25 protein-coding genes are annotated in these 26,868 nt (G+C 67.1%); 16 read left to right on the plus strand and 9 right to left on the minus strand.

Going from position 1 to position 26,868, the window contains the following annotated elements; translation table 11 throughout:
- Nucleotides 1-19: 19 nt before the first annotated feature.
- From K4043_RS16145 to K4043_RS16160, 4 genes are all read left to right on the plus strand, one after another.
- Nucleotides 20-454, plus strand: a complete 435-nt coding sequence (locus K4043_RS16145; RefSeq protein WP_123731058.1) for a hypothetical protein — start codon at nt 20-22, stop codon at nt 452-454.
- A 78-nt stretch (nt 455-532) separates the two neighbouring features.
- A complete protein-coding gene (locus tag K4043_RS16150; protein WP_088434820.1) occupies nt 533-970 on the plus strand; it encodes a rhodanese-like domain-containing protein in 438 nt (145 codons plus the stop codon).
- A gap of 105 nt (nt 971-1,075) precedes the next feature.
- The gene (gene secB, locus K4043_RS16155) at nt 1,076-1,591 is read left to right on the plus strand and encodes a protein-export chaperone SecB (RefSeq protein ID WP_019184891.1); all 516 of its coding nucleotides are present in this window, start codon (nt 1,076-1,078) and stop codon (nt 1,589-1,591) included.
- Between the two features lie 17 nt (nt 1,592-1,608).
- Nucleotides 1,609-2,634, plus strand: coding sequence for an NAD(P)H-dependent glycerol-3-phosphate dehydrogenase (locus tag K4043_RS16160; protein WP_123731059.1), 1,026 nt, complete (start codon nt 1,609-1,611; stop codon nt 2,632-2,634).
- Nucleotides 2,635-2,841: 207 nt separating this feature from the next.
- Here the strand turns inward: K4043_RS16160 and K4043_RS16165 are convergent, their stop codons facing one another.
- Together K4043_RS16165 and K4043_RS16170 are read right to left on the minus strand one after the other, a co-directional pair.
- A complete protein-coding gene (locus tag K4043_RS16165; protein ID WP_123731060.1) occupies nt 2,842-3,414 on the minus strand; it encodes an Ax21 family protein in 573 nt (190 codons plus the stop codon).
- A 276-nt stretch (nt 3,415-3,690) separates the two neighbouring features.
- A complete protein-coding gene (locus K4043_RS16170; RefSeq protein WP_265309928.1) occupies nt 3,691-4,329 on the minus strand; it encodes a response regulator transcription factor in 639 nt (212 codons plus the stop codon).
- Nucleotides 4,330-4,403: 74 nt separating this feature from the next.
- On the opposite strand from K4043_RS16170, the gene K4043_RS16175 reads away from it, so the two are divergent.
- Nucleotides 4,404-7,982 carry a transporter substrate-binding domain-containing protein gene (locus tag K4043_RS16175; protein WP_265309929.1) on the plus strand — a complete coding sequence of 1,193 codons (3,579 nt, stop codon included), beginning with the start codon at nt 4,404-4,406 and terminating at the stop codon, nt 7,980-7,982.
- A 21-nt stretch (nt 7,983-8,003) separates the two neighbouring features.
- Here the strand turns inward: K4043_RS16175 and K4043_RS16180 are convergent, their stop codons facing one another.
- Together K4043_RS16180 and K4043_RS16185 are read right to left on the minus strand one after the other, a co-directional pair.
- Complete coding sequence (locus K4043_RS16180) at nt 8,004-8,393, minus strand: c-type cytochrome (RefSeq protein WP_265309930.1); 390 nt, start codon at nt 8,391-8,393, stop codon at nt 8,004-8,006.
- 98 nt (nt 8,394-8,491) lie between these two features.
- On the minus strand, nt 8,492-10,168 hold the full coding sequence (locus K4043_RS16185; RefSeq protein WP_265309931.1) for an electron transfer flavoprotein-ubiquinone oxidoreductase: 1,677 nt from the start codon (nt 10,166-10,168) through the stop codon (nt 8,492-8,494).
- Nucleotides 10,169-10,441: 273 nt separating this feature from the next.
- On the opposite strand from K4043_RS16185, the gene K4043_RS16190 reads away from it, so the two are divergent.
- A complete protein-coding gene (locus K4043_RS16190) occupies nt 10,442-11,605 on the plus strand; it encodes an acyl-CoA dehydrogenase family protein (protein WP_259260588.1) in 1,164 nt (387 codons plus the stop codon).
- A gap of 1 nt (nt 11,606) precedes the next feature.
- Here K4043_RS16190 and trmL read toward each other — a convergent pair whose 3' ends face one another.
- On the minus strand, nt 11,607-12,086 hold the full coding sequence (gene trmL, locus K4043_RS16195) for a tRNA (uridine(34)/cytosine(34)/5-carboxymethylaminomethyluridine(34)-2'-O)-methyltransferase TrmL (protein ID WP_123731066.1): 480 nt from the start codon (nt 12,084-12,086) through the stop codon (nt 11,607-11,609).
- 43 nt (nt 12,087-12,129) lie between these two features.
- Nucleotides 12,130-12,621 carry a hypothetical protein gene (locus K4043_RS16200; protein WP_265309932.1) on the minus strand — a complete coding sequence of 164 codons (492 nt, stop codon included), beginning with the start codon at nt 12,619-12,621 and terminating at the stop codon, nt 12,130-12,132.
- A gap of 342 nt (nt 12,622-12,963) precedes the next feature.
- On the opposite strand from K4043_RS16200, the gene K4043_RS16205 reads away from it, so the two are divergent.
- From K4043_RS16205 to K4043_RS16220, 4 genes are all read left to right on the plus strand, one after another.
- On the plus strand, nt 12,964-15,849 hold the full coding sequence (locus K4043_RS16205) for a pitrilysin family protein (RefSeq protein ID WP_265309933.1): 2,886 nt from the start codon (nt 12,964-12,966) through the stop codon (nt 15,847-15,849).
- A 126-nt stretch (nt 15,850-15,975) separates the two neighbouring features.
- Complete coding sequence (locus K4043_RS16210) at nt 15,976-16,293, plus strand: DUF4156 domain-containing protein (RefSeq protein WP_088434811.1); 318 nt, start codon at nt 15,976-15,978, stop codon at nt 16,291-16,293.
- A 112-nt stretch (nt 16,294-16,405) separates the two neighbouring features.
- Nucleotides 16,406-17,422: a 3-oxoacyl-ACP synthase III gene (locus K4043_RS16215; RefSeq protein ID WP_019184878.1), complete on the plus strand. Its 1,017-nt coding sequence runs from the start codon at nt 16,406-16,408 to the stop codon at nt 17,420-17,422.
- Nucleotides 17,423-17,503: 81 nt separating this feature from the next.
- Complete coding sequence (locus K4043_RS16220) at nt 17,504-18,394, plus strand: alpha/beta fold hydrolase (protein WP_265309934.1); 891 nt, start codon at nt 17,504-17,506, stop codon at nt 18,392-18,394.
- Between the two features lie 103 nt (nt 18,395-18,497).
- Here K4043_RS16220 and K4043_RS16225 read toward each other — a convergent pair whose 3' ends face one another.
- Complete coding sequence (locus tag K4043_RS16225; protein ID WP_121044414.1) at nt 18,498-18,926, minus strand: YkgJ family cysteine cluster protein; 429 nt, start codon at nt 18,924-18,926, stop codon at nt 18,498-18,500.
- A gap of 103 nt (nt 18,927-19,029) precedes the next feature.
- Here K4043_RS16225 and oleC point away from each other — a divergent pair, with 103 nt between their 5' ends.
- The 3 genes from oleC to K4043_RS16240 all read left to right on the plus strand — a co-directional run bounded on the left by oleC (nt 19,030) and on the right by K4043_RS16240 (nt 21,911).
- A complete protein-coding gene (gene oleC / locus K4043_RS16230; RefSeq protein ID WP_265309935.1) occupies nt 19,030-20,685 on the plus strand; it encodes an olefin beta-lactone synthetase in 1,656 nt (551 codons plus the stop codon).
- Entirely contained in the window at nt 20,682-21,692 is a 1,011-nt protein-coding gene (gene oleD / locus K4043_RS16235) for a 2-alkyl-3-oxoalkanoate reductase (protein ID WP_265309936.1), read from the plus strand. The genes oleC and oleD overlap by 4 nt, the downstream gene beginning before the upstream one ends.
- Nucleotides 21,693-21,755: 63 nt before the next feature.
- Nucleotides 21,756-21,911 carry a DUF1328 domain-containing protein gene (locus K4043_RS16240; protein ID WP_019184873.1) on the plus strand — a complete coding sequence of 52 codons (156 nt, stop codon included), beginning with the start codon at nt 21,756-21,758 and terminating at the stop codon, nt 21,909-21,911.
- 81 nt (nt 21,912-21,992) lie between these two features.
- Here the strand turns inward: K4043_RS16240 and ddlA are convergent, their stop codons facing one another.
- Nucleotides 21,993-23,099 carry a D-alanine--D-alanine ligase gene (gene ddlA, locus K4043_RS16245; RefSeq protein ID WP_265309937.1) on the minus strand — a complete coding sequence of 369 codons (1,107 nt, stop codon included), beginning with the start codon at nt 23,097-23,099 and terminating at the stop codon, nt 21,993-21,995.
- A 126-nt stretch (nt 23,100-23,225) separates the two neighbouring features.
- Between ddlA and K4043_RS16250 the strand changes: the two genes are divergently transcribed.
- From K4043_RS16250 to K4043_RS16260, 3 genes are read left to right on the plus strand one after another with little or no spacing between them, the layout of a single operon-like run.
- Nucleotides 23,226-23,867: an SCP2 sterol-binding domain-containing protein gene (locus K4043_RS16250; protein ID WP_265309938.1), complete on the plus strand. Its 642-nt coding sequence runs from the start codon at nt 23,226-23,228 to the stop codon at nt 23,865-23,867.
- Entirely contained in the window at nt 23,864-25,522 is a 1,659-nt protein-coding gene (gene ubiB, locus K4043_RS16255; RefSeq protein WP_019184870.1) for a ubiquinone biosynthesis regulatory protein kinase UbiB, read from the plus strand. Before K4043_RS16250 ends, ubiB begins: the two co-directional genes overlap by 4 nt.
- On the plus strand, nt 25,519-26,265 hold the full coding sequence (locus K4043_RS16260; protein WP_265309939.1) for a pseudouridine synthase: 747 nt from the start codon (nt 25,519-25,521) through the stop codon (nt 26,263-26,265). Before ubiB ends, K4043_RS16260 begins: the two co-directional genes overlap by 4 nt.
- Before the next feature lie 82 nt (nt 26,266-26,347).
- On the opposite strand, the gene K4043_RS16265 is transcribed toward K4043_RS16260, so the two are convergent.
- A complete protein-coding gene (locus K4043_RS16265; protein ID WP_265310029.1) occupies nt 26,348-26,854 on the minus strand; it encodes a DUF2059 domain-containing protein in 507 nt (168 codons plus the stop codon).
- Between the last annotated feature and the right edge of the window lie 14 nt (nt 26,855-26,868).

Raw genomic sequence — 26,868 nt, forward strand, 5'->3', positions numbered from 1 at the left:
TGCCTATTGGGGAATTCGCATGCGCCGTACGCTCCAGATCCTGCTGATCGCCTTGTTCGCGCTGACCAGCGTGACCGCGCTCGCCGCCGAGCAGAAGACCACCAGGAAGCAGCGCAAGGCGCTGGAGGAAACCCAGATCAAGTACGACGCCACGATGCGCTGGGGCACCGTCGAGGACGCTTTGCCGTACCTGGATCCGGAGTACACCAAGGTTCACCCGCTGAGCGATCTGGAGCTGCGCCGCTTTGAGCAGGTGAAAATCTCCAGCTATCGCGCCAGCGACAACGTGCCCATGCCCGACGGCCGGGTGGGGCGCACGGCCGAGGTGCGGGTGATCAACAACAACACCCAGTCCGAGCGGACGGTGCGGGTGCGGGAGATCTGGCGCTGGGACGCCGAGGACAAGCGCTGGCTCCAGGCCAACGGCCTGCCGGACCTCTGGCAGGACCGCTGAGGCCCGCCCGCACGGGGCTGGACGCCGATTCGCCCGCATGTGCGACAATCGGCGCCCGCTTATCGACCCGTGATCTTAGTGAATTACGAAGAGTTGCTGGCCTTTGCCGGCCGAAACCCGATGTTGTCGATGGCCCTGGTCGGCCTGACCGTGGCCATCATCGTGACCGAAGTCCGCCGACTGTTCCGCGGCTTCAAGTCGCTCAAGCCGGCTGAACTGACCCAGCTGATGAATGCCGGTGGCGCCATCGTGGTCGATCTGTCCTCGAGCAGCGATTTCGAGAAGGGCCATATCGCCGGCAGCCGCAACGTGCAGCCAAGCCAGTTCGGTCCGGAGCACAAGCTGGTGGCCAAGGCCCAGCAGAGCCCCGTCGTTCTGGTGTGCCGTACCGGCAATGCCTCCGAGACCGCTGCCAAGGCGCTGAAGAAGGCCGGTTTCACCCAGGTCAACGTGCTCGACGGTGGTATCCCGGCGTGGCAGCAGGCCGAGTTGCCGCTGGTCAAGGGCCGCAACTGATCCGCCTCGGATTGCAGCGCACGCCTTGTGCGCGGCGCACAGCGCCCCCATCGCAGGGCATGTAACAATCCGTTTTTACAGCATTCATTTTTGGAGCAACAGGAAATGTCCGAAGAGAACACCAACGGCGCGGTCGCGCCGGTCGACGCCGCCACCGGTCCCTCGTTCACCGTCGAGAAGATCTACGTCAAGGACGTTTCGTTCGAATCGCCGAACGCTCCGGCCGTCTTCAATGACGCCGTGCAGCCGGAACTGCAGCTCAACCTGAACCAGCGCGTGCAGCGTCTGGGCGAGAGCGCCTTCGAAGTCGTGCTGGCCGTGACCCTGACCTGCAAGGCCGGCGAGAAGACCGCCTATGTGGCCGAAGTGCAGCAGGCCGGCGTGTTCGGCCTGGTCGGCCTGGACCCGCAGTCGATCGACGTGCTGCTCGGCACCCAGTGCCCGAACATCCTGTTCCCGTACGTGCGTTCGCTGGTGAGCGAGCTGATCCAGGCCGGCGGCTTCCCGCCGTTCTTCCTGCAGCCGATCAACTTCGAAGGCCTGTACGCCGAAACCCTGCGCCAGCGTCAGGAACAGGGCGAGACCTCGCTCGCTGATTCCGAGCCGGCCGGCAACGCCTGATCGGCGCTGCAGTACGGATGAGCAACCACGCAGACAAAATCGCGGTTCTCGGCGCCGGCTCCTGGGGCACCGCCCTGGCGAGCCTGCTCGCGCGGCACGGTCATCCGACCGTGTTGTGGGGGCGCGATGCGGCGATGGTCGAGGCCATCGACCAGCGCCACGAGAACACCCGTTATCTGCCGGGCATTCCGCTGCCCGAGTCGCTGCGCGCGACCACCGATCTGGCCGCTGCCGTCAAGGACGCTGCCTGGATCCTGGTGGTGGTGCCCTCGCACGCCTTCGGTGAAACCGTGCGTGCGCTGGCGCCACTGCGGCCGGCCGAGGCCGGCGTGGCGTGGGCGACCAAGGGCTTCGAACCCGGCTCCGGTCGGTTCCTGCACGAAGTGGCGCGTGAGGTCCTCGGGCCGGACGTGCCGCTGGCGGTAGTGACCGGTCCGTCGTTCGCCAAGGAAGTCACCCAGGGCCTGCCGACCGCGATCACCGTGCACGGTGACGCGCCGGACTTCGCCCAGCAGGTGGCCGATGCCATGCACGGTCCGGCGTTCCGCGCCTACACCGGCGATGACATGGTCGGTGCCGAGCTCGGCGGTGCGATGAAGAACGTGCTGGCCGTGGCCACCGGCGTCGCCGATGGCATGCAGCTGGGCCTTAACGCCCGTGCCGGCCTGATCACCCGTGGCCTCAACGAAATGCTGCGGCTGGCCGCGGCGATCGGTGCCAAGCCGGAGACCCTGATGGGGTTGGCCGGTCTGGGTGATCTGGTGCTGACCTGCACCGGTGATCTCTCGCGCAACCGGCGCCTGGGGCTGGCCCTGGGCCGTGGCCAGACGTTGACCGATGCGGTCCGTGAGATCGGCCAGGTGGTCGAGTCGGTGCAGACCGCCGATGAAGTGATGCGCCAGGCGCGCCGTCATGGGATCGATCTGCCCATCTCCGACCGCGTGCGCGCGGTGCTGCACGGTGAGCAGACGCCGGAAGAAGGATTGCGTGCGCTGTTGGCACGCGAGCAGAAGCCGGAGTATCCGGACACGCTGTTCAAGTGAGGCACGAAAAACCCCGGCAAGCGCCGGGGTTTTTTTTCACCGCCAGAACGAAAAAACCCGGCGCAGGGCCGGGTTGTTTCGTGGCGTACCGACGAGGGCGTCGCCAGGTGCTGCATATAAGTGAAGCCCGGCGTGAGCCGGGCTTCATGGCGCAGGGGAGAGAGACCGCGCCATCCAACAACGTACCGCGGTGGTGCGTATCGCGTATTACCAGGTGAAGCGCGGACCGACGAACCATTCCTTGTCGCCGCCCTTGGCCAGCTTCACTTCGCCGGCCAGGCCCCAGTTCTGGTTGAGCTTGGCCTGGGCGCCGACACGGCCGTAGAACTCGCCGTCCGGATTGATGCCGTGCTTCTTGCTGTAATCCTCGTAACCGGCCATCACGTAGCCTTCGAAGTTCGGGGTAAACGCGCTGCGCACGCCGACTTCGGTCGAGTAACCGTTGAAGTCCAGGCCGCGCTTCGGATCGAACTTCTGGTAAGCAACGCGGGCCACCAGATCGGTGGTCGGGGCGATGCCGTAGTTGTAGCCGACACCGACCTTCCACTGGTCCACATCGTTGCTGCCGCGCTTGGTTTCCTGCGCGTTGTAGTCACCGAAGATGTGGAAGTTCGGCGCCACGGCGACCGAGCCCTTCACCGCCCAGCCATCAGCGTCGCCGCCCTTGGCATCGGTGTTCACGTAGCCGCCTTCAACATAGTTGTACGACAGACCGTCGGTTGCCGAAGCAGCGAACGGCAGTGCAGCGAGCAGACCCAGAGCAAGCAGGGAAGTCTTCATTTTCGGGGACACCTTTTTATTTTTTGGTTTTGTCCGCCAGCAGTGGAGGGGGAAATCGCTGCTGGCGACAGGTGTGAATTATCCGTTAGTCACCCGAATTAGCCCTGAATATCAAACTGAGCAGTACATAAATGCAGCCGCATTACAGGGAACTCTTTGTGTGCGATCTGTTAGGTACGCGCGCAACACATCACGCACGACGGATCGCCATCGCGATGGCGGTGCATCGCGCGTGCATCGAAGCGGGTAGAGGTGCCGTCCGCGGGACGGCGACGATCAGCGTTCGCCGTCGCGCAGGTAATCGAACAGCTCGGCGTCGCCCTTGAGACCGAGCTTCAGCATCGCGTCGCCCTTCTGGCGGCTGATGGTGCTCACGCTCTTGTGCAGATGGAGGGCGATCTCTTTGACCGTCATGCCACTGCCCAGCAAACGCAGCACTTCCAGTTCGCGCGGCGAGAGCGGTTTGGCTTCGCCTTCCTCCACGCTGTTCGTGCCGATCGCGTAAATGCGCTCTTTCAGCGTGAGGCTGACATAGGGCACTCCGCGATGCACGGTCTGGATCGCCAGTGGCAGTTCGTCCATCGAAGACGTCTTGTCGACCAGACCCAGCACCCCGGTGGCCACCACCAGGCGCAGGATGGCCAGGTTGTTGGAAACGCTCAACATCAGCACCGGCAACGCGGGGAAACGCCGACGGATCATGGCGATCATCGCAAAGCCATCGGCCTGCTGGCCGCCCGGCATGGAGTAGTCCGTGACCAGCACATCGCAGGGGTGATCGGACAGCGCGGCCATCAGCTCGGCCACGGTACTGGCCTCGGCCACCACCTGGCCAATGCCGCTGGATTCGATCACGGCCTTCGTGCCGATCCGTACGACCGGATGGTCATCGGCAATGATAATGCGCAGGGTCATGGACTAGTATTGCCTGTAAGGCAGCCGTCGGGCCGTGCCGGGATGGGGATATCATTCTACGGAGATCAGGCAGCATGCGTATCCATGTCGTCCGCTGGCTGGTGCTGTTCGTGCTCGCAACGGCATGGAGCGTGTCGGCATCCGCCGCTCCGCCGCCCACCTTGTCGCCCCGGCAGAGCGAGTGGCTTGGCAGGCACCCTACCATCATCCTGGGCATGTACGACAGCGGTTGGCCGCCGTTCGAATCCATGCGCGACGGCAAACCGGTCGGCCTGGGTTACGACTACCTGAGCCTGCTTGCCCGGCAGCTGGGGGTCCAGGTGAAGGTGCGGATGTACCGCGACTGGAGCGATGTCCTGGATGCCGCCTGCCGCGGCGAAGTCGACGTGGTGATGAACATCACCCTCACCGCCGACCGAACGCGGTGCATGGTCTATACCCGGCCCTATGCGAATGCCCCGCTGGCACTGGTCGGCCGCCCCGGCGATACCCGCGCATCGGCCGATCCGGACCTGCGCGGACTGCGCGTGGTCACCGAGCGCGAGTTCGTCACCAGTGATGAGGTCCGCGCGCGCTTTCCCGCCGCCCGCCGTGTGATCGCCGCCAACACCATGGCTGCACTGGCCATGGTCGGCAACGGCGAGGCCGATGTGTACATCGGCAATGCCTATGTCGCTACGGCACTGATTGCCGAGCGGCGGCTGACCGATGTCGCTCTGCTGCGCCCCAGCGACCTGCCACCGGAGCGCCTGCATTTCGGTGTGCCCAACGCCAAACAGCCGTTGGCCGAAGCACTGGACATGGGCCTGGCGGCGCTGGCGGACGGTGATCGCGAGCAGCTGCAGCGGCGGTGGCTGCAGACGCCGGCATGGTCGGTCCAGTCGCAGATGATTCTGGGCATTGCAGAGAAGCGCGTGCTCGCCACGCCTTTGCGGCTTGCCTTCGCGCCGAATGCGGCACCCCTGGCCTTCATCGACAGCAACGATCAGCCCAGCGGCGTATCGGCCGAATACCTGCGCCTGCTGCGCACCGTGGGTGCACAGCTCACCCGCGTCCCGGCGCATGACTGGTTCGACGTGCGCGAACAACTGCGGCGTGGCGACGTCGACGCGATCATGGGCATCCCCAACGACTCGACCTACCTCGGCGAGGAGTGGGTTTTCAGCCAGCCCTTCATCACCGTGCCGAACGTGATCGTCACTGCCGCCGGCAGCCCTTCGGTGCTGGGCGTGCGCGACCTGGACGGGCGCAGCATCCTGCTTGCCGATCCGGACCGCCTGCGCGGCTACATCCTGCAGCAGGCGCCGAACGCGCGCATCGTACCAGCGCGCAGTGCCGAGCTCGCGCTGGCACGACTGGCCCATGGCGATGCCGATGCCTACATCGGGAATCTGGCGATCGTCGACCGGATCGTCCGCGAACGCTACCCCGCGCAATTGCACGTGGCGGCGCCGGCCGGCTTCAGTGATCGGTTGTCGCTGGCGGTCAAACGGCAGTACGCGCCGCTGGCCACCACCTTTGACCGCATGCTGGTCAGTATGAGCGCGCGTGAGCACGAAGCGATCCGCAGCGACTGGCTGTCGGCCGAGTACCGCAGTGATCTGGATTGGCGCGGGATCGCCCGCTGGGCGGTGCCGTTGACGCTGGTGCTGCTGACGGCCCTGCTGGTGCACGGCTGGGGACACTGGCGGCTGCGCAGTGAAGTGGCGATGCGCCGACGTGCCGAGCAGCGCCTGGCCGAGGTGACCGACAACCTGCCGGCGATCGTTTACCAGGGGCGGCGCGAGCGCGATGGGCGCCTGTCGATCCCGTATATCGCTGGCGATACCGAAGCCCTGTTCGGGCTCAGCGCGGCCGACGCGATGGCCGACGAGAGCGCGTTGATGGACCGGATCGACGAACGCGATCGCGCCGGCGTACGCCAGGCACTGGAGCGCGCCGCACGCGACTTCGCCCCGCTGGACATGGAGTTCCGTACCTGCCCGCGTGGCACGCTGCGCTGGGTGCGCTCGCGCGCGCTGCCCTACGACGCCGAAGACGGCGCGCTGTTGTGGAGCGGCTATTGGGTCGATGTCACCGAGGGGCGTGCGCAGGCCGATGCGCTGGCGTTGGCCAAGGCGGCGGCCGAGCGCGCCACCGCGGCCAAGTCCGAGTTCCTGGCCACGATGAGCCACGAGATCCGCACGCCGATGTCCGGCGTGCTCGGCATGGTGGAGGTGTTGTCACACACCACCCTGGATACCGAGCAGCGCCGCATCATCGGGGTGATCGAAGACTCGGCGCAGATGCTGCGGCAGATTCTGGACGACCTGCTGGACTACTCCAAGATCGAAGCTGGCGCGTTGTCGCTGCAGCCGCATCCGGTGGCACTGCGCGCGCTGCTCGGCAATGTGCAGCAGCTGCTTGCGCCGCAGGCCGTGGCCAAGGATCTGGCGCTGCGGATGCACATCGACGATGACGTAGCGGCGATGCATCTGGCCGATGGCATGCGCCTGCGCCAGATCGCCTTCAACCTGCTCAGCAATGCCCTCAAGTTCACCCATCGCGGTGAGGTCAGCGTTGCACTGGCGGTGATCGATACCGATGCAGACGGCGCGCAGACGCTGAGCCTGACCGTGCGCGACACCGGCATCGGTATCTCCACCGAGCAGCGCGAGCGTCTGTTCGCGCCGTTCGCCCAGGCCGAGGCTGCCACCAGCCACCAGTACGGTGGCACCGGGCTGGGCCTGAGCATCTGCCAGCGGCTGGTCGCGTTGATGCACGGCTCGCTGACGCTGCACAGCGCGCTGGGCGAAGGTACCCGCGTGGAGGTGCGGTTGAGCCTGCCTGCCGTCGCAGCGGAAGAACTGCCCGGCGCCGCCGAAGAGCAGGCCAACACGCTGCCGATGCCGGCCGAGCTGCTGCAGCGGCGCGTGCTGATCGTGGAAGACCATCCCACCAACCAGGCGCTGATGGGCTGGCGCATGCAGCAGTTGGGCCTGCCACACGTGCTGGCCGAGAACGGCGAGCAGGCACTGGCGCTGCTGGCCCGCGCCCGCTTCGACCTGGTCATCACCGATTGCCGCATGCCGGTGATGGACGGGTATGCCATGACGCGGCGCATCCGCGAGCAGGAGCGCGACCACGGCAGGCCACGGTTGCCGGTTCTGGCATTGACCGCCAGTGCGCTGGAGGATGACCTGCAGCGGTGCCGTGAGGCGGGCATGGACGATCTGCTGGGCAAGCCGGTGCCGCTCGCACTGCTGCGGCAGGCGTTGCTGTGCTGGTTGCCGGGCAGCGATCAGCGCGGGCACGTGCTGGTCACCGATCCCGACGATGCGGCTGGCGACGCACTGCCGGATCGTGCAGCGGTGGTGCGCCGGTTCGGATCGGCGCATGTCGCCACCGTGCTCATCGACAGCCTGTGCACCACCTCGGAAGAGGATCTGGCGCGCCTGGATGCCGCGGTACGCGATGACGCGAGGCAAGCCACGATCGATGTGCTGCATCGTCTGGTCGGCGCCCTGGCGACGCTGGGCGCCGATGCACTGGCTACCCGGGCGCGCACCCTGCTGGAGCAGGTGGAGCAGGGCGGGGTCGCCCCGCAGGCCGGGGCCATCGCCGACTTCGCCGCTGGCCTGCGTGCCTACCTGCCGCAGTTGCAGGCGTCCTGAGGTGCTCAACCGGCGATGAGGTCAGCGCTGCTGCTGCAGGTACTCGATCACCTGCCGGCGGCGCTCCGGATCGGCGGTGGTGTTGACCATGCGGGTGCCCGGCACCACGCGGGTCGGCGAGCGCAGGAACGCATCCAGGGTCTGCTCGTTCCAGGTCAGCCCGGCCTCGCGCATGGCGTTGGAGTACGGGTAGCCGGTGACACTGCCGGCGCGCCGGCCGATCACCCCGTGCAGGTTCGGGCCGAAGCGGTGGACGCCGCCGGGGCTGACCGTGTGGCAGCCGGCGCAGATTGCGAACGCGCGCTGCAGATCCTGGTGATGGGCCTGCTCCGGCGTCTGCGGGGCGCGCGAACACGCCGCCAGCAGCAGGCAGGCCAGCAACGGCACTATCGATCGGAAAGCAGGGGCCATGGCGCAGCGGTCACGTCCAACAGGACGCTCAGGATAGCGAGCGCGGCGGTGACTGCCGCGCCCGATGGCCTGCGACCGGTGGTCGCAGGCCGTTGCGATCACATGCCCGAGTAGTTCGGACCGCCACCGCCCTGCGGGGTCACCCAGACGATGTTCTGGGTCGGGTCCTTGATGTCGCAGGTCTTGCAGTGCACGCAGTTCTGCGCGTTGATCTGCAACTGTTCGTGCCCATCGCTGCCGACGAACTCGTACACGCCCGCCGGGCAGTAACGCGCTTCCGGCCCGGCGTATTCGCTCAGGTTGATCCGCACCGGCACGCTGGCGTCCTTGAGCGTCAGGTGGCTGGGCTGGTCTTCGGCGTGGTTGGTGCTGCTCAGGAACACCGAGCTGAGGCGGTCGAAGGTGAGCACGCCATCGGGCTTGGGATAAGTGATCTTCGCGTGCTTCGACGCCGGCTCCAGGCAGGCGTGGTCCGGGGTGCTGTGGCGCAGCGTCCACGGCGGATTGCGGATGCCGAGCTTGGGCAGCAGCCACTGCTCGATGCCGGTCATCAACGTGGCCACGGTCTGGCCCTTCTTGAACCACTGCTTGAAGTTCTTGGCCTGCTGCAGCTCGGCATGCAGCCAGCTGCTCTCGAACGCCTGCGGATAGGCGCTCAACTCATCGTGCTGACGATCGGCGGCGAGCGCATCGAAGGCCGCATCGGCGGCGAGCATGCCGGTCTTGATCGCGGCATGGCTGCCCTTGATCCGGCTGACGTTGAGGTAGCCGGCCTCGCAGCCGACCAGCGCGCCACCCGGGAACACGGTCTTGGGCAGCGACATCAAACCACCGGCGGTGATCGCGCGCGCGCCGTAGCCGATGCGCTTGCCCCCTTCCAGGTGCTTGCGGATGTCCGGGTGCGTCTTGAAGCGCTGGAACTCTTCGAACGGGCTCAGCCACGGATTCTTGTAGTCCAGGCCGACCACATAGCCGATCGATACCTTGCCACCCTCGGCGTGGTACAGGAACGCGCCGCCGTAGGTATCGTTATCCAGCGGCCAGCCGGCGGCGTGCACCACCAGGCCCGGCTCGTGCCTGGCCGGATCGATCTGCCACAGTTCCTTGATGCCGATGCCGTAGGCCTGCGGATCCTTGCCGGCATCCAGCTGGAAGCGGGCGATCAGCTGGCGGCCGAGATGCCCGCGCGAGCCTTCGGCGAAGATCGTGTACTTGGCGTGCAGCGCCATGCCGCGCTCGAACGCCGGGCCGGGCTGACCGTTCTTCTCGATGCCCATGTCGCCGGTGGCCACGCCGATCACCGCGCCATCGTCGCTGTACAGCACTTCCGCCGCCGGGAAGCCGGGGAAGATCGCCACCTCCAGCGCTTCGGCCTGCTGCGCCAGCCAGCGGGTGACCTCGCCGAGGCTGACGATGTAGTTGCCTTCGTTGTGGAAGCACTCCGGCAGCAACGCGTTGGGCGTGCTGCGCGCGCCGGTTTCATTGAGGAACAGGAACTCGTCGCGGGTGACCTTCTGCTTCAGTGGCGCGCCGCGCTCGGCCCAGTCCGGGAACAGTTCGGTCAACGCGCGTGGATCCATCACCGCGCCGGACAGGATGTGCGCGCCGGGTTCAGACCCCTTCTCCAGGATGCACACCGACAGCTCGCGGCCGGCCTCGATGGCGCGCTGGCGCAGCCGGATCGCGGTGGCCAGGCCAGCGGGGCCGCCACCGACGATCACCACATCGAATTCCATCACTTCACGCGGGGGCAGGACGTTGATTGCTTCGCTCATGGGGCTGCGTAACTCTTGGGTAGTGCCGCGGGGTGAACGGCGGCGGTTGCCTGGGAATCGCGCGTGTCACACCACGGCGAAACGGTGGATCAGTGCGCCAGAGTACCGGCACGACGCATTTAAGCCTAGATCGCCGACGATGACAGCGGTGTTGGTGCGCGATCGATGCCGATATGCTGCGATGCAGCAATGGGCGCGGCATCCCGTCTCTTGGCCCTTACCCGCGCAGCGACCACAATGGAGGCCTGTTCCACCGCCACCTGCCGGGATGCCATGTCACTCAATCCGTTCGATCTGTTCGATATCCGTTCGCTGCTGAGCGAGGAGGAGCGCGCGGTGCAGGCGACGGTGGCGCGCTTCACCGATACCCGGGTGCTGCCGATCATCGGTGATGCCTTTGATGAAGGCCGCTTTCCTGATGAACTGATCCCCGAGATCGCTGCCCTGGGTCTGCTTGGCTCCAGTCTGCCCGAGCAGTACGGCGGCGGTGGATTGAACGCGGTGAGCTACGGCTTGATCTGCCAGGAACTGGAGCGCGGCGATTCGGGCCTGCGCAGTTTTGTTTCGGTGCAGAGCTCGCTGTGCATGTACCCGATCTACGCCTACGGCAGCGAAGAACAGCGCCTGCGCTGGTTGCCGGACATGGCCACCGGCAAGGTGATCGGCTGCTTCGGCCTGACCGAAGCGCATGGCGGCTCCGATCCGGCGGCGATGAAGACCCGCGCGGTGCGTGATGGTGGTGACTGGCTGATCAACGGCAGCAAGATGTGGATCACCAGTGGGCCGGTGGCGGACATCGCGATCATCTGGGCGCACACCGAAGACGGGATCCAGGGCTTCGTGCTCGAGAAGGGCATGGCCGGCTTCAGCACGCAGGAGATCAAGCACAAGATGAGCCTGCGCGCCTCGCTGACGGGTGCGCTGTTCTTTGACAATGTGCGCGTGCCCGACCGTAACCGCCTGCCCAACGTGCAGGGCCTCAAAGGCCCGCTGGGCTGCTTGAACCAGGCGCGCTACGGCATCAGCTGGGGCCCGATCGGTGCCGCGGTGGCGTGCCTGGATGAAGCGCTGGCCTACACCAAGCAGCGCGTGCTGTTCGGCCGGCCGGTGGCGGCTACGCAGAGTGCGCAGATCAAGCTGGCCGACATGGCGCGGCGGATCACCACGGGCCAGTTGCTGGCCTTGCAGCTGGGCCGGCTGAAGGATGCGGGGCAGCTGCAGCCGCAGCAGGTGAGCCTGGCCAAGTGGAACAACTGCCGCATGGCCATCGACATCGCGCGCGAGTGCCGCGATCTGCTCGGCGGCGCGGGCATCACCACCGAGCACGTGGCGATCCGGCATGCACTCAATCTGGAATCGGTGATCACCTACGAGGGCACCGAGACCGTGCACCAGCTGGTGATCGGGCGCGAGCTCACGGGCATCAACGCTTTCTGAGTCATTCCCCGCCGGCAAACCCGTTCTGGCGCCACGCCTCGTACATCACCACCGCAACGGTGTTGGACAGGTTGAGGCTGCGGTTGTCCGGTCGCATCGGCAGGCGCAGGCGGCGGCCGTGGGGCAGGCTGTCGAGCAGGTCCTGGGGCAGGCCACGGGTTTCCGGGCCGAACAGGAAGGCATCGCCATCTTCAAAGTGCTGGGTGTCGTAACGCACGCTGCCGCGGGTACTCAGCGCGAACAGGCGCTTGGGCGCAATCACCTGCAGGGCGGTCTCAAGATCTGGATGGACCTGCAGTCGGGCGTACTCGTGATAGTCCAGGCCGGCACGCTTGAGCTGCTTGTCGCTCAGGTCGAAACCGAGCGGCTCGATCAGGTGCAGCCGCGCGCCGGTGTTGGCGCAGAGGCGGATCACATTGCCGGTGTTCGGCGGGATTTCGGGTTGGAACAGGACAACATGGAACGTGGGCGTGGCAGTCATCGGCAAAGTGTACGCCGTGGCTGCAGGAGGCTGCAGCGACGGCTTACTGGCGGATCAGGGTCGAGGCAGCGGTCGAGGCGGCGGCGGCAGCGGTTTCCAGGGCCAGGGCCTGCAGATCGGCCGGCGACGGACGCACCTGCAGGGTCGGCAGGTTGATGATCACTTCGTTGGCCACCGCGGTGGCGGCAGCGGTGAAGGTGGCGACGTAGCCGCGGTCGGTGGTCTGTTCGGCAGCCAGGGCCTGGCGCTGTTCGGCGGTCGGGCGAACTTCGATGGCGGCCAGCGTGGTGACGCGGCGGTTGGCGGACAGCTCGGCACGGTAATCGGCGATCAGGCCGGCGGTCGGGCGGACTTCCACGACGGCCAGGGTCGGGATGCTGCTGGTGCGCTCAACCTCGGCCTGGCTGATCTGGTCGGCCGACGGGCGGACCTGCACGGTGTCCAGGGTGACGATGGCGGGGGCGGCCTGCACCGACGAAGCAAATGCGGAGCCGGCGGCGAGGGCGATGGCGATGGCGAGCGTCTTGGTGTTCATGGCGAGGTCCTGTTTAGTGTTGGTGAGCAGTGGTGTGGTAGTAAGGTAGTACACCGGTTCGGGGCGTGCAAGAACAATTTGATCTTTCTTGTTTTTGTTCAGCATCCAGTCAGTTTCGGTTTGATCCTTGCTTCCGTTGCCCAGTACCACGCAGGACGCGTGCCAAGTTTTATCTGTTGATTTCAAAGGATTTTTTTGCGGAGTGAGGTGTCCGCCGTCCGGACAGGTGTCCGCTGGAGAGCTTCGGCACTGTCCGTTTTGCCCCCAATGACTGTTGGCCGATGCCTTTTGCCCGGGCGGCGCGCTAGCATCCGGCTTCACTTTCATGACCAAGGATCCGGAATGACCGTCCAACTTCGACCGCGTGCCGCGCTGCTGGCTGTAGCGCTCTCCGCCGCACTGGGCTCACTGGCGCCCGCACCGGTCCTGGCCAAGCCGGCCACGGTGGCCAAGGTCGACATTCCGTTCGAGCAGTTCACCCTGCCCAATGGCCTGCGCGTGGTGGTGCACACCGACCGCAAGGCACCGATCGTGGCTGTCAACATCTGGTACCACGTGGGCAGCAAGGACGAACCCGCCGGGCGCACCGGTTTTGCGCACCTGTTCGAACACCTGATGTTCCAGGGCAGCGAGAACCACGACGGCGAGTATTTCGAGCCCTTCAAGCAGGTCGGCGTGACCGGCCAGAACGGCACGACCAATACCGACCGCACCAATTACTTCGAAAACGTGCCGACCACGGCGCTGGACATGGCGCTGTGGATGGAGTCCGACCGCATGGGCCATCTGCTCGGTGCGATCGACCAGGCCGCCCTGGACGAACAGCGCGGCGTGGTCCAGAACGAAAAGCGCCAGGGCGAGAACCAGCCGTATGGCCAGGTCTGGGAAAAGCTGACCCGCGCGATGTACCCGGCAGGGCATCCGTATCATCACAGCGTGATCGGCTCGATGAACGATCTCAACGCCGCCTCGCTGGACGACGTGAAGACCTGGTTCCGCACCTGGTACGGCCCGAACAACGCGGTGCTGGTGCTGGCCGGTGACATCGATCTGGCCACGGCGAAGGAAAAGGTCGCCAGGTACTTCGGCGACATCCCGGCCGGCCCGAGCATGGCCCAGCCCAAGGTGGACGTGGCCAAGCGTGAGAAGAGCACGCGTGAGGTGATGACCGACAAGGTGCCGCAGGCGCGCATCTACCGCGCGTGGAACGTCGCCCAGGTCGGCACCACCGACATCGACCAGCTGCAGCTGTTCGCGCAGGTTCTCGGCGGTGCGAAGTCCTCGCGCCTGGACCAGCGCCTGCTGCACCAGGACAAGCTGGTGGACAACATCAGCGCCGGCGCCTACAGCTCGCAGCTGGGCTCGAACTTCGTGATCATGGCAAGCGTCAAGCAGGGCGTGGACCCGGCCAAGGTCGAGGCGATCATCGATGAGGAGGTCAAGCGCCTGGCCAAGGACGGTCCGACCGCCGATGAGCTGAGCCGCGGCAAGACTGCCTTCCGCGCCGGCTTCATCCGCGGCATCGAGCGCATCGGCGGTTTCGGCGGCAAGGCCGACGCGCTGGCCGAGTGCACCGTGTACGAAGGTGACCCGGGCTGCTTCCGCAAGTCGCTGGCCACCATCGATGCGGCCACCGCTGCGCAGGTGCGTGATGTCGGTGCCAAGTGGCTGGGTGCTGGGGACCACACGATCGTGGTCGAACCCGGCGCGCGCGTTGCCCTGGCCGAACTGCCCTCGGAAACGCCCAAGCCGTTCACCGTGCCCGCGGTGGATCCCAGCTTCACGACCCTGGCCAAGCAGGTCGACCGCAGCACCGGCGTGCCGCAGACCAAGACCTTCCCGGACCTGAAGTTCCCAGAGCTGCACCGCGCCACGCTGAAGAACGGCACCCAGGTGATCCTGGCCGAGCGTCACGACATCCCGGTCGTGCAGTTCAGCTATGAGTTCCCGGGCGGCTTCACTGCCGACCAGGGCCGCAAGTCCGGCACCGCGAACTTCACCATGGGCCTGCTCACAGAGGGCGCCGGCAAGCTCGGCGCGCTGCCGTTCGCCGATGCGGTCGATGCACTGGGCGCCAAGCTCGATGCCTCCGCCTCGCTGGACAGCACCAGCGTGTACCTGTCCGCGCTGAAGGAAAACCTGGCCCCGTCGCTGGCCCTGTATGCGGACATGCTGCGCCAGCCGCGTTTCGACCAGAGCGAGATCGACCGCATCAAGGCGACCTGGATCGCCGGCATCCAGCAGGAAAAGGTCAACCCGAGCGCCGTGGCCATGCGCGTGATGCCGACGCTGCTGTACGGCGCCGGCCATCCGTATGCCATCCCGTTCACCGGCAGCGGCAATGAAGTGGACATCCAGTCCATGACCCGCGAAGACCTGGTCGATTTCCACCGTGATTGGCTGCGCCCGGAGCAGGGCACCCTGATCGTGGTCGGCGACACCACGCTGAAGGAAATCGTGCCCTTGCTGGAACGCCAGCTCGGCAACTGGAAGGCCGAGGGTCCGGCGCCGCAGGTCAAGGCCCCGGTGGATGTGGCACGGCCGACCCAGGCCCGTGTGTACCTGATCGACCAGCCGGGCGCGGTGCAGGCCAACCTGTTCGCCAGCCAGGTGGTGCCTTCCTCCAAGGACCCGGGTTCGACCCGCTTCGACATCGCCAACGGCGTGCTCGGCGGTGATTTCACCTCGCGCCTGAACATGAACCTGCGTGAGCAGAAGCACTGGTCCTACGGCGCCGGCAGCAGCGCCAGCAACACCCTGGGCCAGCGCCCGTGGGGCGCCCGCGCACCGGTGCAGATCGACAAGACCGCCGAGTCGATGCAGGAGATGCGCAAGGAGATCGCCGAGTTCGCCAGCGGTGCCAAGCCGGCCACCCCGGCCGAAGTGGCGCGCATCCGCAACATCCAGAACCTGAGCCTGCCCGGTGCCTACGAGACCGCCAGCGCGGTGATGGGCACCATCAGCGGGATCGTGCGGTACCAGCGCCCGGACGACTATGTGGTCCAGCGCAAGGCTGAGATCGAGGCGATGACCCCGGCCCAGGTGCAGCAGGCCGCGGCCACGCTGGACCCGAACGCGCTGACCTGGGTGGTGGTGGGTGACCTCAAGCAGACCGAGGCGCCGGTGCGTGCGCTCAACTTCGGTCAGGTGCAGGTGATCGATGCCGAAGGCAAGGTGGTGGCTCCGGCTGCTCCGGCTGCTCCGGCGGCGGCACCCAAGGCCCGGTGATGCCGACAGCGGGTCAGCCATCGCGCTGACCCGCCCTCAGGCGCCGGGAACCATCCCGGCCCCTGATCACCCCCGATTCAGTTGTTTCCCGCACACTCCCTTACGTATTCCAGCCAGGCCTTGTCCATGCGCATTCTGCTTCTGTCCGCCCTGATCCTCAGCGTTTCCGCCTGCACCTGGGTGCCGATCGAGTCCTCCGGCAAGACGGTCCGCGTGCTGCCGGCCGGTCCCGCGCCGAGCGGCTGCCAGAGCAAGGGCGAGGTGGTGGTCACCGTGAAGAGCAAGGTGGGTTTCTACAACCGCAACCCGTTGCGTGTGCAGGAAGAGCTGGAAACCCTGGCCCGCAACGAGGCACCCAGTGCCGGAGCCAATGCCGTGCAGGCCTCGGGCCTGCCCGCCGATGGCAGCCAGCGTTTCCTGGCCTTCCAGTGCCCGCCACGCTGAACCCTTCACCCCGCGCCCGGACCATACGCCCGGGCGTGAATTCGTAAAGGTGCGGTGAAAGCCGTGCCGGCTTACAATAGCGCCCCCTTTGCCTGAGCCTTGGCGCTAACTGATGCTCTTCAAGAATGTCTCGATCGCCGGCTTGGCGCACATCGACGCGCCGCACACGCTGACGTCCAAGGAAATCAACGAACGGCTGAAGCCGACGCTGGATCGCCTTGGCATCCGTACCGATGTGCTCGGCGATATCGCGGGCATCCACGCCCGCCGCCTGTGGGATGCCGACATGCTGGCCTCCGACGCCGCCACGCTGGCCGCCCGCAAAGCACTGGAAGACGCCGGGATCGGCGCCGACAAGATCGGCCTGCTGGTCAACACCTCGGTCAGCCGCGACTACCTGGAGCCGTCCACGGCCAGCATCGTCTCGGGCAACCTGGGGGTCGGCGACGAATGCATGACCTTCGACGTCGCCAATGCCTGCCTGGCCTTCATCAACGGCATGGACATCGCCGCCCGCATGCTCGAACGCGGCGAGATCGACTACGCGCTGATCGTCGACGGTGAAACCGCCAACCTGGTGTACGAGAAGACCCTCGAGCGCATGGCCCTGCCGGGCGTGACCGCCGATGACTTCCGCAACGAGATGGCCGCCCTGACCCTGGGCTGCGGTGCCGCGGCGATGGTCATGGCGCGCACCGAGCTGGTGCCCGATGCCCCGCGTTACCGTGGTGGCGTGACCCGCTCGGCCACCGAGTGGAACCAGCTGTGCCGCGGCAACCTGGACCGCATGGTCACCGACACCCGCATGCTGCTGATCGAAGGCATCAAGCTGGCCCAGAAGACCTTCGTCGCCGCCCGTGAAGCACTGGGCTGGGCCGTGGAGGAACTGGACCAGTTCGTGATCCACCAGGTCAGCCAGCCGCACACCGCCGCCTTCATCAAGAACTTCGGCATCGACCCGAAGAAGGTGATGACGATCTTCGGCGAGCACGGCAACATCGGTCCAGCCTCGGTGCCGATCGTGCTGAGCAAGCTCAAGCAGCTGGGCAAGCTGAAGAAGGGCGATCGCATCGCGCTGCTCGGCATCGGCTCGGGCCTGAACTGCTCGATGGCCGAAGTGGTCTGGTAAACCAGTCGCCGCAGGCTGCTGCGGCGTTGGAATTGAACATCAAGGGCCGGTTCTGCCGGCCCTTTTCACAGGTGCGTTTGCATGCCCCAGCTGCCCGGTTACCCCGCCCATCCGCACCGCTTCGAGGTGCGCCCCGGCCTGTCGATGAACTATCTCGACGAAGGCCCGCGCGATGGCGAGGTGGTGGTGATGGTCCACGGCAATCCGTCGTGGAGCTATTACTGGCGCACCCTGGTGGCCGGCTTGTCGGACAGATACCGCTGCATCGTGCCGGATCATATCGGCATGGGCCTGTCGGACAAGCCCGATGACGCGCACTACGACTACACCCTGCAGTCGCGCGTGGATGACCTCGACGCGCTGCTCGCGCACCTGGGCATCAGCGGCCCGGTGACCCTGGCCGTGCACGACTGGGGCGGCATGATCGGCTTCGGCTGGGCGTTGTCGCACCACGCGCAGGTCAAGCGCCTGGTGGTCCTCAACACCGCCGCCTTCCCGATGCCGGCCGCGAAGAAAATGCCGTGGCAGATCGCGCTGGGCCGCCACTGGACGGTGGGTGAGTGGATCATCCGCACCTTCAACGCGTTCTCGTCCGGTGCCTCGTGGCTGGGCGTGGAGCGGAAGATGCCGGCCGATGTGCGCCGCGCCTATGTGTCGCCGTACAACAGCTACGCCAACCGCATCAGCACCATCCGCTTCATGCAGGACATCCCGCTGTCGCCGGCCGACAAAGCCTGGTCGCTGCTGGAGCGTTCCGGCCAGACCCTGCCCAGCTACGCCGACCGTCCCGCCTTCATCGGCTGGGGGCTGCGTGATTTCGTGTTCGACCACCACTTCCTGAAGGGCTTCCAGGCCGCACTGCCGCAGGCGCAGGTGCATGCCTTCGAGGATGCCGGGCATTATGTGCTGGAAGACAAGCACGAGGTGCTGGTGCCGAAGATCCGCGCGTTTCTGGACGCGAACCCGATCTGATCGTGTGGTATCGACGCTGGGTCGCATCCGATCCCGTCACCGGTAGAGCCGACCGCTGGTCGGCTGCTTCTGCCCTCGCGCCGTAACCCCGGGCGCCCGCCAGTTACGCCGCGATCGGTGCCTGCGGCGGCGCCGGCGAATTGCCGTTGTCATCGGGGTGATCATCGTCATTGCCCGCCTCGTCCCGCCAGCGCCAGTCGGCCAGGGTCAGCGCCGGCATGCCGTGCGCCACGCGCGCCTTGTCGCACTGGGGGCTGGCCTTGCCGTACTCCCACGAGGCATCCACCTCACGGCACACGCTGGGGCGGTTGGGGTGGATGCTGCAGCGCGAATACACGCCGATCTCCGCATCCAGCGCCACGCAGTACACCGGCTTGGACAGGGTGCCGCGCATGCACAGGCGGTGCGGGTCCAGCACCTGGGTGAGCTCGTGCGGGACGCCACCGGGGGTGACCTCGTCCGATTCCATCCAATGGAAGGCCACACGGTATTGGGTGCAGCAGGCGCCGCAGGTGAGGCAGGGATGGGGCATGGGGCACCGGCCTTGGGCGGCAGCGAAGCAGGAGGGAAGGGCGCGAATTTTCCACGCCACCGGCCGGCGCGCAAGATTTTTCTGCAGCGGCGACAATGAACGGATGAACAGCGCCATCAACATCGCCGCGCGCCTGCCCGAGCTGGCCCGTGAACGCCCCGACCAGATCGCCATCCGCTGCCCCGGCAAGCCCGGGCCCGGCGGCATGGCGCGTTATGACGTCACCCTGGATTACCGCACCCTCAACACCCGCAGCGACGCGATGGCGGCCGGCCTGGCCGCGCATGGCATCGGCCGCGGCGTGCGCGCGGTGGTGATGGTGCGGCCCTCGCCGGAGTTCTTCCTGCTGATGTTCGCGCTGTTCAAGAACGGCGCGGTCCCGGTGCTGGTCGACCCGGGCATCGACAAGCGCGCGCTGAAGCAATGCCTGGACGAGGCCCAGCCGCAGGCCTTCATCGGCATCGGCCTGGCCCATGTGGCGCGCCTGGTGCTGCGCTGGTGCCGCTCTGCGCGCCTGCTGGTGACCGTCGGCCGCCGCTGGGGCTGGGGTGGCACCACCCTGGCCCGGCTGGAAGCCCAGGGCGCCACGGCGGCGCCTGCACTGGCCCCGACCGATGGCGAGGATGTCGCGGCGATCCTGTTCACCAGCGGATCCACCGGTGTGCCCAAGGGCGTGGTCTACCGCCACCGTCATTTCGTCGGCCAGGTCGACCTGCTGCGCGCCGCCTTCGGGATGGAGCCGGGTGGGGTGGATCTGCCGACCTTCCCGCCGTTCGCGCTGTTCGATCCGGCACTGGGGCTGACCTCGGTGATCCCGGACATGGATCCGACCCGCCCGGCCCAGGCCGATCCGCGCAAGCTGCATGACGCCATCAACCGCTTCGGCGTCACCCAGCTGTTCGGTTCGCCCGCGCTGATGCGGGTCCTGGCGGATCACGGCCAGCCGCTGCCGAGCGTGCGGCGGGTGACCTCGGCCGGGGCACCGGTGCCGCCGGACGTGGTGGCGCGGATCCGCCGCCTGCTGCCCGACGACGCCCAGTTCTGGACCCCCTACGGCGCCACCGAGTGCCTGCCGGTGGCGGTGATCGAAGGCCGCGAGCTGGAGAACACCCGCCAGGCCACCGAGGCCGGCACCGGTACCTGTGTCGGCCGTGTGGTCGCGCCGAACGAGGTGCGCATCATCGCCATCGACGACGCGCCGCTGCCGTCATGGTCGCAGGCGCGCGTGCTGGCCGCCGGCGAGGTGGGCGAGATCACCGTGGCCGGCCCGACCGCCACCGACAGCTACTTCAACCGCCCGCAGGCCACCGCCGCGGCGAAGATCACCGAAACCCTGGCCGATGGCAGCGCCCGGGTCGTGCACCGGATGGGCGATGTCGGCTACTTCGATGCGCAGGGCCGGCTGTGGTTCTGTGGGCGCAAGACCCAGCGCGTGGAAACCGCGCAGGGGCCGCTGTACACCGAGCAGGTCGAGCCGGTGTTCAACGCGCTGGACGGCATCGCACGGACCGCGCTGGTCGGCGTGGGCGCGCCGGGCCGGCAGCGGCCGGTGCTGTGCTACGAACTGCAGCCCGGCACCGTGGATTCGCCCGCCCTGGTCGAGCGCCTGCGCCGTGAAGCGGCCGCACATGCGCACACCGCGCGCATCGAACAGTTCCTGCCGCACCCGGGCTTCCCGGTCGACATCCGCCACAACGCCAAGATCGGCCGCGAGAAGCTCACGGTCTGGGCCACCGCGCAACTGGAGCAGCACGCATGAAGATCCTCGTTACCGGCGGCGGTGGCTTCCTCGGCCAGGCCCTGTGCAAGGGGCTGATCGCCCGCGGTCATCAGGTGCTGGCGTTCAACCGCGGCCACTACCCCGCGCTCCAGGCGATGGGCGTGGGCCAGATCCGCGGCGACCTGGCCGATGCGCAGGCGGTGCTGCACGCGGTGGCCGGGGTCGATGCGGTCTTCCACAACGGGGCCAAGGCCGGCGCCTGGGGCAGCTACGACAGCTATCACCAGGCCAACGTGGTCGGCACCGACAATGTCATCGCGGCCTGCCGCGCGCACGGCGTGGGCAAGCTCGTCTACACCTCCACGCCCAGCGTGACCCATCGCGCCACGCATCCGGTCGAAGGCCTGGGTGCGGACGAGGTGCCGTATGGCGAGAACTTCCAGGCGCCGTACGCGGCCACCAAGGCCATCGCCGAGCAGCGCGTGCTGGCGGCCAACGATGCGCAGCTGGCCACGGTGGCGCTGCGGCCCCGCTTGATCTGGGGCCCGGGCGACCTGCAGCTGGTGCCGCGCCTGGCCGAGCGCGCCCGCGCCGGCCGCCTGCGCTTCGTCGGCGATGGGCAGAACAAGGTGGACACCACCTACATCGACAACGCCGCGCTGGCCCACTTCCTGGCCCTGGAACACCTGGCCCCGGGCGCGGCCTGCGCCGGCAAGGCGTACTTCATTTCCAACGGCGAGCCGCTGCCGATGCGCGAGCTCCTCAACAAGCTGCTGGCCGCGGTGGATGCCCCGCCGGTGACGAAGTCGATCAGCTTCAAGGCGGCCTACCGGATCGGCGCGGTCTGCGAGCGGCTGTGGCCGCTGCTGCGCCTGCGCGGCGAACCGCCGATGACCCGCTTTCTGGCCGAGCAGCTGTGCACCCCGCACTGGTACAGCATGGAACCGGCGCGCCGCGACTTCGGTTATGTGCCCTTGGTCAGTATCGAAGAAGGGCTGGCCCGGCTGGCATCTTCATCGAACGCACAGGATTCCATCACTCCCTGAACACCGCAGGTTGGTGAACATGGCCCCACGCCAACTCCGGCACGCATCAACGCGAGGGTCGACATGCTGCATTACGCCGTCATCTTTTTTGTCATCGCCATCATCGCGGCGGTGCTTGGTTTCTCGGGCATTGCCGGCGCCGCCAGCAACGTCGCCTGGATCCTGTTCGTCGTTTTCCTGATCCTGGCTGTGGTTTCGATGTTCCGCAAGCGGACCTAGTGTCCGGCGCGTCCCGCGCCACCTCTCTCCGGCGTGGGACGCGCTGCGGAAATAACGACGGCCTGACATCGGCAACGGTGTTCAGGCCGTCGTTGCGATGGCGCTGCGCAGATCGCGCTCGTGCGCATGCCGTTCCATCGCCAGTTCCAGCAGCCGCGTGATCAGCGCGGTGTAATCCAGCCCACTGGCCGCCCACAGCTTCGGGTACATGCTGATGCGGGTGAAGCCAGGCAGCGTGTTGATCTCGTTGATCACCACCTCGCCAGCCGCGGTCAGGAACACATCCACGCGTGCCAGGCCGGCACACTCCAGTGCCTGGTAGGCCTGCACGGCGATCTCCCGGATACGGGACTGCTCCGCATCGGTGATGGCCGCCGGCACCACGATGTCGGCACCGGTCTCGCTGATGTACTTGGTGTCGTACGAATAGAAATCATCGTGCACGACCACCTCGCCACAGACGCTGGCTTCGGGGTGTTCATTGCCGAGCACCGCGCACTCGATCTCGCGGCCGTCGATCGCCGCTTCCACCAGCGCCTTGTGATCGAACGACAGCGCCAGCGCGAGGGCGGTATGGAAGTCCGCCTCGTTGCGCACCTTGCTCACACCCACCGAAGAGCCCTGGTTGGCCGGCTTCACGAACAGCGGCGTGCCCAGCGCGGCGACCAGCGCGGTGTAATCGGCCTGGGCCGCAGTGACCCGGTTGAAGCAGGCGAACGGCGCCACCGCCAGCCCGGCATCGCGCAGCAGGCGCTTGGCCACGTCCTTGTCCATCGCCACTGCCGAGCCCAGCACGCCCGAGCCCACGAAGGGCAGGTTGACCATGCGCAGCAGGCCCTGCAGCGAGCCGTCCTCGCCCAGCGTGCCGTGCACGATCGGGAACACCACGTCGATCTGCTCCAGTGCGGTGGCCGGATCGGTCGGAACCAGCTGCTGGCGCTCCAGGCCCGGCCGCACCGCCACCGTATTGCCCGAGCGGTGCAGTGCGATCCGTGCCGGGTCGCCGGCATTGAGCAGGAAGTCGCGCGGGTCGCTCACGTGCCACTGGCCCTGCTTGTCGATGCCGATCAGGCTGACCTCGAAGCGGTCCTTGTCCAGCGCATCGAGAATGTTCTTCGCCGACTGCAGCGAGACCTCGTGCTCGGCCGAACGGCCGCCGAAGATGATGCCTACCCGGGTCTTGCCCATGCCTGTTGCCGCTCCTGCGTCTTCTGGAGCCACACAGGATGGACCGGCGCGCGGTGCATGGCAAAACGCGCAGCGCGTGATGCCTGCGCACGCCCGCCGTTCAAGGGGGCACGGTAGAATGCGGTGATGGCCCGTTCCCTGCTCTCTTCCCTCAAGCCGCTGGCTGGCAATGCGCTGCAGCTCACGCTCAACCGCGCGCTGGCGCTGGACCCGGACACCCGCCGCGCGCTGGCCGCGCTGGATGGCCGCCACATCGCCCTGACCCTGGAATCGCCTGCGTTGGCGATGCGGATCGGGGTGGACGGGGAGCGCCTCACGGTTGGCCCGGTCGATCCGCAGCAGGAGCCAGACCTGGCCGTGCGCAGCACGCTGGGCGGGGTGCTGGCCCAGCTGCCCTTCCTGGCCAATGCACGCCGCGGCGGTGATGCGCCGGCCGGGCGGGTCAAGGTCTCTGGCGATGCCGAGCTGGCCCGCCGCCTGCAGCAGCTGGCGACCCGTTTCGATCCGGACTGGCAGCAGCCGTTCGTGCGCGTGTTCGGCGAGGTGATGGGCGTGCAGATCGCCAACACCCTGCGCTCGGCACTGCAGCACGCCCGCCGCGGCGCGTCCGACCTGGCGCACAGCGCCGCTGAATTTGTCACCGAGGAGTCGCGCGACGTGGTACCCCGAGCAGAACTGGATGCCTTCCACGACGATGTGGACGTGATGCGCGACGACGTTGAACGCATGGCCGTGCGCGTCCAGCGCCTGCGGCAGGTGGGCCCATGAAGGCGATCTTCCGGGCCAGCCGCATCGGCCGCATCATCCTGCGTTACCGCCTCGACGATCTGCTCCAGGGTACCCCGGCCGAACGCTGGCTGCGCCTGGCCAAACCATTCGTGCCACGCGCCTCGGCCGACATCGCCGCACAGTCGCGCGGTGCGCGCCTGCGCCTGGCGCTGCAGGACCTCGGCCCGATCTTCGTCAAGTTCGGCCAGATCCTCTCCACCCGCCGTGACCTGATCCCGGCCGACGTCGCCAACGAACTCACCCTGCTGCAGGACCGGGTCAAGCCGTTCGACGGCGCCACCGCGCAGGCCATCGTCGAGCGTGCGCTCGGCCGCCCGGTCAGCGAAGCCTTCGCCAGCTTCGATCTGCAGCCGCTGGCCTCGGCCTCGATCGCGCAGGTGCACGCGGCCACGCTCGCCGATGGCCGCCAGGTGGTGGTCAAGGTGCTGCGCCCGGACATCGAAAAGCAGATCGACGCCGACATCGCGCTGCTCAAATCGGCCGCCGCGCTGATCGAGCGCGCGCACCCGCGTGCCGACAAGATCCGCCCGCGCGAAGTGGTCGCCGAAGTCGAAAACACCCTGGCCGCCGAACTGGATCTGCAGCGCGAAGGCGCCAATGCCAGCGTGCTGCGTCGCAACTGGATCGACTCGGACGATCTGTACGTACCGGAAGTGATCTGGAGCCATACCGCCGAGCGCGCGCTGACCCTGGAGCGCGTGTGGGGCATTCCGTCGGATGACATCGTCGCGCTGGACAAGGCCGGCATCGACCGCAAGGCGCTGGCCGCCAAGGGCGTGCGGGTGTTCTACACCCAGGTGTTCCGCGACAACTTCTTCCACGCCGATGCGCACGCCGGCAACATCTGGGTCGACACCGATCCGGCACGCCGCGACAACCCGCGCTTCATCGCGCTGGATTTCGGCATCATGGGCCAGCTGTCCGAAGAAGATCAGTACTACCTGGCCGAGAACTTCATGGCCATCTTCAACAAGGACTACCGGCGCATGGCTGCGCTGCATGTCGAGGCCGGCTGGATGCCCAACAACGTGCGCATCGATGAACTCGAAGCGGCCGCGCGTTCGGTGTGCGAACCCTATTTCACCCGCCCCCTGTCGCAGATCTCGCTGGCCGAGGTGCTGATCAAGCTGTTCCGCGTGGCCCAGCGCTACGAGCTCACCCTGCAGCCGCAGCTGATCCTGCTGCAGAAGACCCTGCTCAACATCGAAGGGGTCGGCCGTCAGCTCGATCCGGAACTGGATATCTGGGCGGTCGCGCGACCGGTGCTGGAACGCATCCTGCGCGAGCGTTACAGCCCGCGCCGCGTGCTCAAGGAAGTGCGCAAGCGCCTGCCTGAAATCATGACGCATACGCCGGACATGCCGCGCCTGGTCCACGCCTGGCTGCGGCAGCAGGTGGAAGGCGACCACGAACTGTCGATGCGCTCGCGCGATCTGGCGGCGCTGAATGTCAGCGTGCAGAAACTGCAGAAGCGCGCGGTGGCGGCGATCGCCGGCGTCGGCCTGATGATCGTCGCCGCGGTGCTGTATGGCCTGCAGCCGGGTGGCTGGTACTTCGGCGATGCCCCGGTGTGGAGCTGGGTGACCGGCGCGGCCGGCGTGTTCTCGCTGGCCAGTGCCTGGTGGCGCCGATGAGCGCGATCGAGCTGCAGGCCGAGGCCATCGCCGAGGCGCCGGCGGCGCTTCCCCCTCTGCAGCTGCTGCACCTGGACGACCAGCTCGCCGTGGTCAACAAGCCCGCCGGGCTGATGGTCCACGACAGCAAGCTTGCCCGGGGCGAAGACGACTTCCTCGCCGACCGCCTGCGCGAACAGCTGGGCAAGCCGATCTTCCTCGTCCATCGCCTGGACCGCGCCACCAGCGGCTGCCTGCTGCTCGCCTTCGATCGCGAAAGCGCCAGCGTGCTCGGCAAATCGCTGATGGGCGGCGACGTCACCAAGGATTACCTCGCGATCTGCCGCGGCTGGCCGGCCGACGAGGCTTTCACGGTCGACCACGACCTCGATGGCGGCCCCGGCAAGCCGGTCAAGAAACAGGCGATCACCCACTTCCAGCGCGTCGCCGTGGGCGAGATCGCGATCCCGATGGGCGAGTTCGAGACCTCACGCTACGCCCTGCTGCGCTGCCAGCCGCAGACCGGCCGGTTCCGCCAGATCCGCCGCCACCTCAAGCACCTCTCGCATCACCTGATCGGCGACACCAGCCACGGCGACGGTCGCCACAACCGCAGCTTCCGCATGCAGGGCATCCACCGCATGCTCCTGCACGCCGAGCGCCTGCGCTTCCCGCATCCGGATGGCACGCCGATGGACATCAGCGCGCCGGTGGATGGCGAATTCCGCAAGGCGATGGATCTGTTCGACTGGGAAGTGCGCTGACCTGCCCGGCTTCCTCATCCATGGGATACGAACAGCTGCGGTACGCGGACTTACACGTACCCCTCTGTGATCCTGAGCCCGATTACTTCTTCGCCGGCGCGGCCGCAGGCGCCGGCTCATTGACGATCGCCTCCAGGTCCTTCTGCAGATCCACGAACAGCGGCTGCATCTTGGCCTGGATCGCCACCATCACGTTCTGCATCAGCGCCGGCGTCTTGTCCAACAGGCTCTGCCCCGCCGAGCTCTCATAGAACTCCGCCATCGCCAGCACGTCTTCCTTGCTGAAGGTCTGCTTGTACAGATCCACGTACATCGGCCGCAGCTCCTTCCAGGACAGCGCCTGACGCACGGTCTGGTTGGTCCGCTGTTCGATCCGCTGCAACTGCGCCTGCTGCGTCGCATCCAGCTGGCGCTGCTGCGCCACCTGCTGGAACTGCTGGCGCTGCATCGCCTCGATCTGCGGCAGCATCGTGTCCAGCATGGTCTGCGCGCGCGACGCGGCCAGCAGGCGGTTGATGTCGGCATCCGACGGCGGCGCAGCCATGGCCGGCGCGATCGCGCCCAGGCCCAGCGCCAAGGCGAATGTCATGCGGATCAGGCCAC

This window comes from Stenotrophomonas sp. SRS1 (assembly GCF_026130205.1).
Taxonomy (GTDB): Bacteria; Pseudomonadota; Gammaproteobacteria; order Xanthomonadales; family Xanthomonadaceae; genus Stenotrophomonas; species Stenotrophomonas rhizophila_B.

Bases quoted from the DNA above. Each gene is read 5' to 3' on its own strand.
- ubiB (WP_019184870.1), top strand. From the start codon at position 23,864: ATGAAGGCGATCTTCCGGGCCAGCCGCATCGGCCGCATCATCCTGCGT.
- K4043_RS16265 (WP_265310029.1), bottom strand. From the start codon at position 26,854: ATGACATTCGCCTTGGCGCTGGGCCTGGGCGCGATCGCGCCGGCCATG.
- K4043_RS16220 (WP_265309934.1), top strand. From the start codon at position 17,504: ATGCCCCAGCTGCCCGGTTACCCCGCCCATCCGCACCGCTTCGAGGTG.
- K4043_RS16180 (WP_265309930.1), bottom strand. From the start codon at position 8,393: ATGGCCCCTGCTTTCCGATCGATAGTGCCGTTGCTGGCCTGCCTGCTG.
- K4043_RS16165 (WP_123731060.1), bottom strand. From the start codon at position 3,414: ATGAAGACTTCCCTGCTTGCTCTGGGTCTGCTCGCTGCACTGCCGTTC.
- ddlA (WP_265309937.1), bottom strand. From the start codon at position 23,099: ATGGGCAAGACCCGGGTAGGCATCATCTTCGGCGGCCGTTCGGCCGAG.
- K4043_RS16160 (WP_123731059.1), top strand. From the start codon at position 1,609: ATGAGCAACCACGCAGACAAAATCGCGGTTCTCGGCGCCGGCTCCTGG.
- oleD (WP_265309936.1), top strand. From the start codon at position 20,682: ATGAAGATCCTCGTTACCGGCGGCGGTGGCTTCCTCGGCCAGGCCCTG.
- K4043_RS16190 (WP_259260588.1), top strand. From the start codon at position 10,442: ATGTCACTCAATCCGTTCGATCTGTTCGATATCCGTTCGCTGCTGAGC.
- K4043_RS16250 (WP_265309938.1), top strand. From the start codon at position 23,226: ATGGCCCGTTCCCTGCTCTCTTCCCTCAAGCCGCTGGCTGGCAATGCG.
- K4043_RS16200 (WP_265309932.1), bottom strand. From the start codon at position 12,621: ATGAACACCAAGACGCTCGCCATCGCCATCGCCCTCGCCGCCGGCTCC.
- K4043_RS16225 (WP_121044414.1), bottom strand. From the start codon at position 18,926: ATGCCCCATCCCTGCCTCACCTGCGGCGCCTGCTGCACCCAATACCGT.
- secB (WP_019184891.1), top strand. From the start codon at position 1,076: ATGTCCGAAGAGAACACCAACGGCGCGGTCGCGCCGGTCGACGCCGCC.
- K4043_RS16210 (WP_088434811.1), top strand. From the start codon at position 15,976: ATGCGCATTCTGCTTCTGTCCGCCCTGATCCTCAGCGTTTCCGCCTGC.
- K4043_RS16260 (WP_265309939.1), top strand. From the start codon at position 25,519: ATGAGCGCGATCGAGCTGCAGGCCGAGGCCATCGCCGAGGCGCCGGCG.
- K4043_RS16175 (WP_265309929.1), top strand. From the start codon at position 4,404: ATGCGTATCCATGTCGTCCGCTGGCTGGTGCTGTTCGTGCTCGCAACG.
- K4043_RS16215 (WP_019184878.1), top strand. From the start codon at position 16,406: ATGCTCTTCAAGAATGTCTCGATCGCCGGCTTGGCGCACATCGACGCG.
- K4043_RS16205 (WP_265309933.1), top strand. From the start codon at position 12,964: ATGACCGTCCAACTTCGACCGCGTGCCGCGCTGCTGGCTGTAGCGCTC.
- K4043_RS16170 (WP_265309928.1), bottom strand. From the start codon at position 4,329: ATGACCCTGCGCATTATCATTGCCGATGACCATCCGGTCGTACGGATC.
- K4043_RS16240 (WP_019184873.1), top strand. From the start codon at position 21,756: ATGCTGCATTACGCCGTCATCTTTTTTGTCATCGCCATCATCGCGGCG.
- oleC (WP_265309935.1), top strand. From the start codon at position 19,030: ATGAACAGCGCCATCAACATCGCCGCGCGCCTGCCCGAGCTGGCCCGT.
- K4043_RS16185 (WP_265309931.1), bottom strand. From the start codon at position 10,168: ATGAGCGAAGCAATCAACGTCCTGCCCCCGCGTGAAGTGATGGAATTC.
- trmL (WP_123731066.1), bottom strand. From the start codon at position 12,086: ATGACTGCCACGCCCACGTTCCATGTTGTCCTGTTCCAACCCGAAATC.
- K4043_RS16145 (WP_123731058.1), top strand. From the start codon at position 20: ATGCGCCGTACGCTCCAGATCCTGCTGATCGCCTTGTTCGCGCTGACC.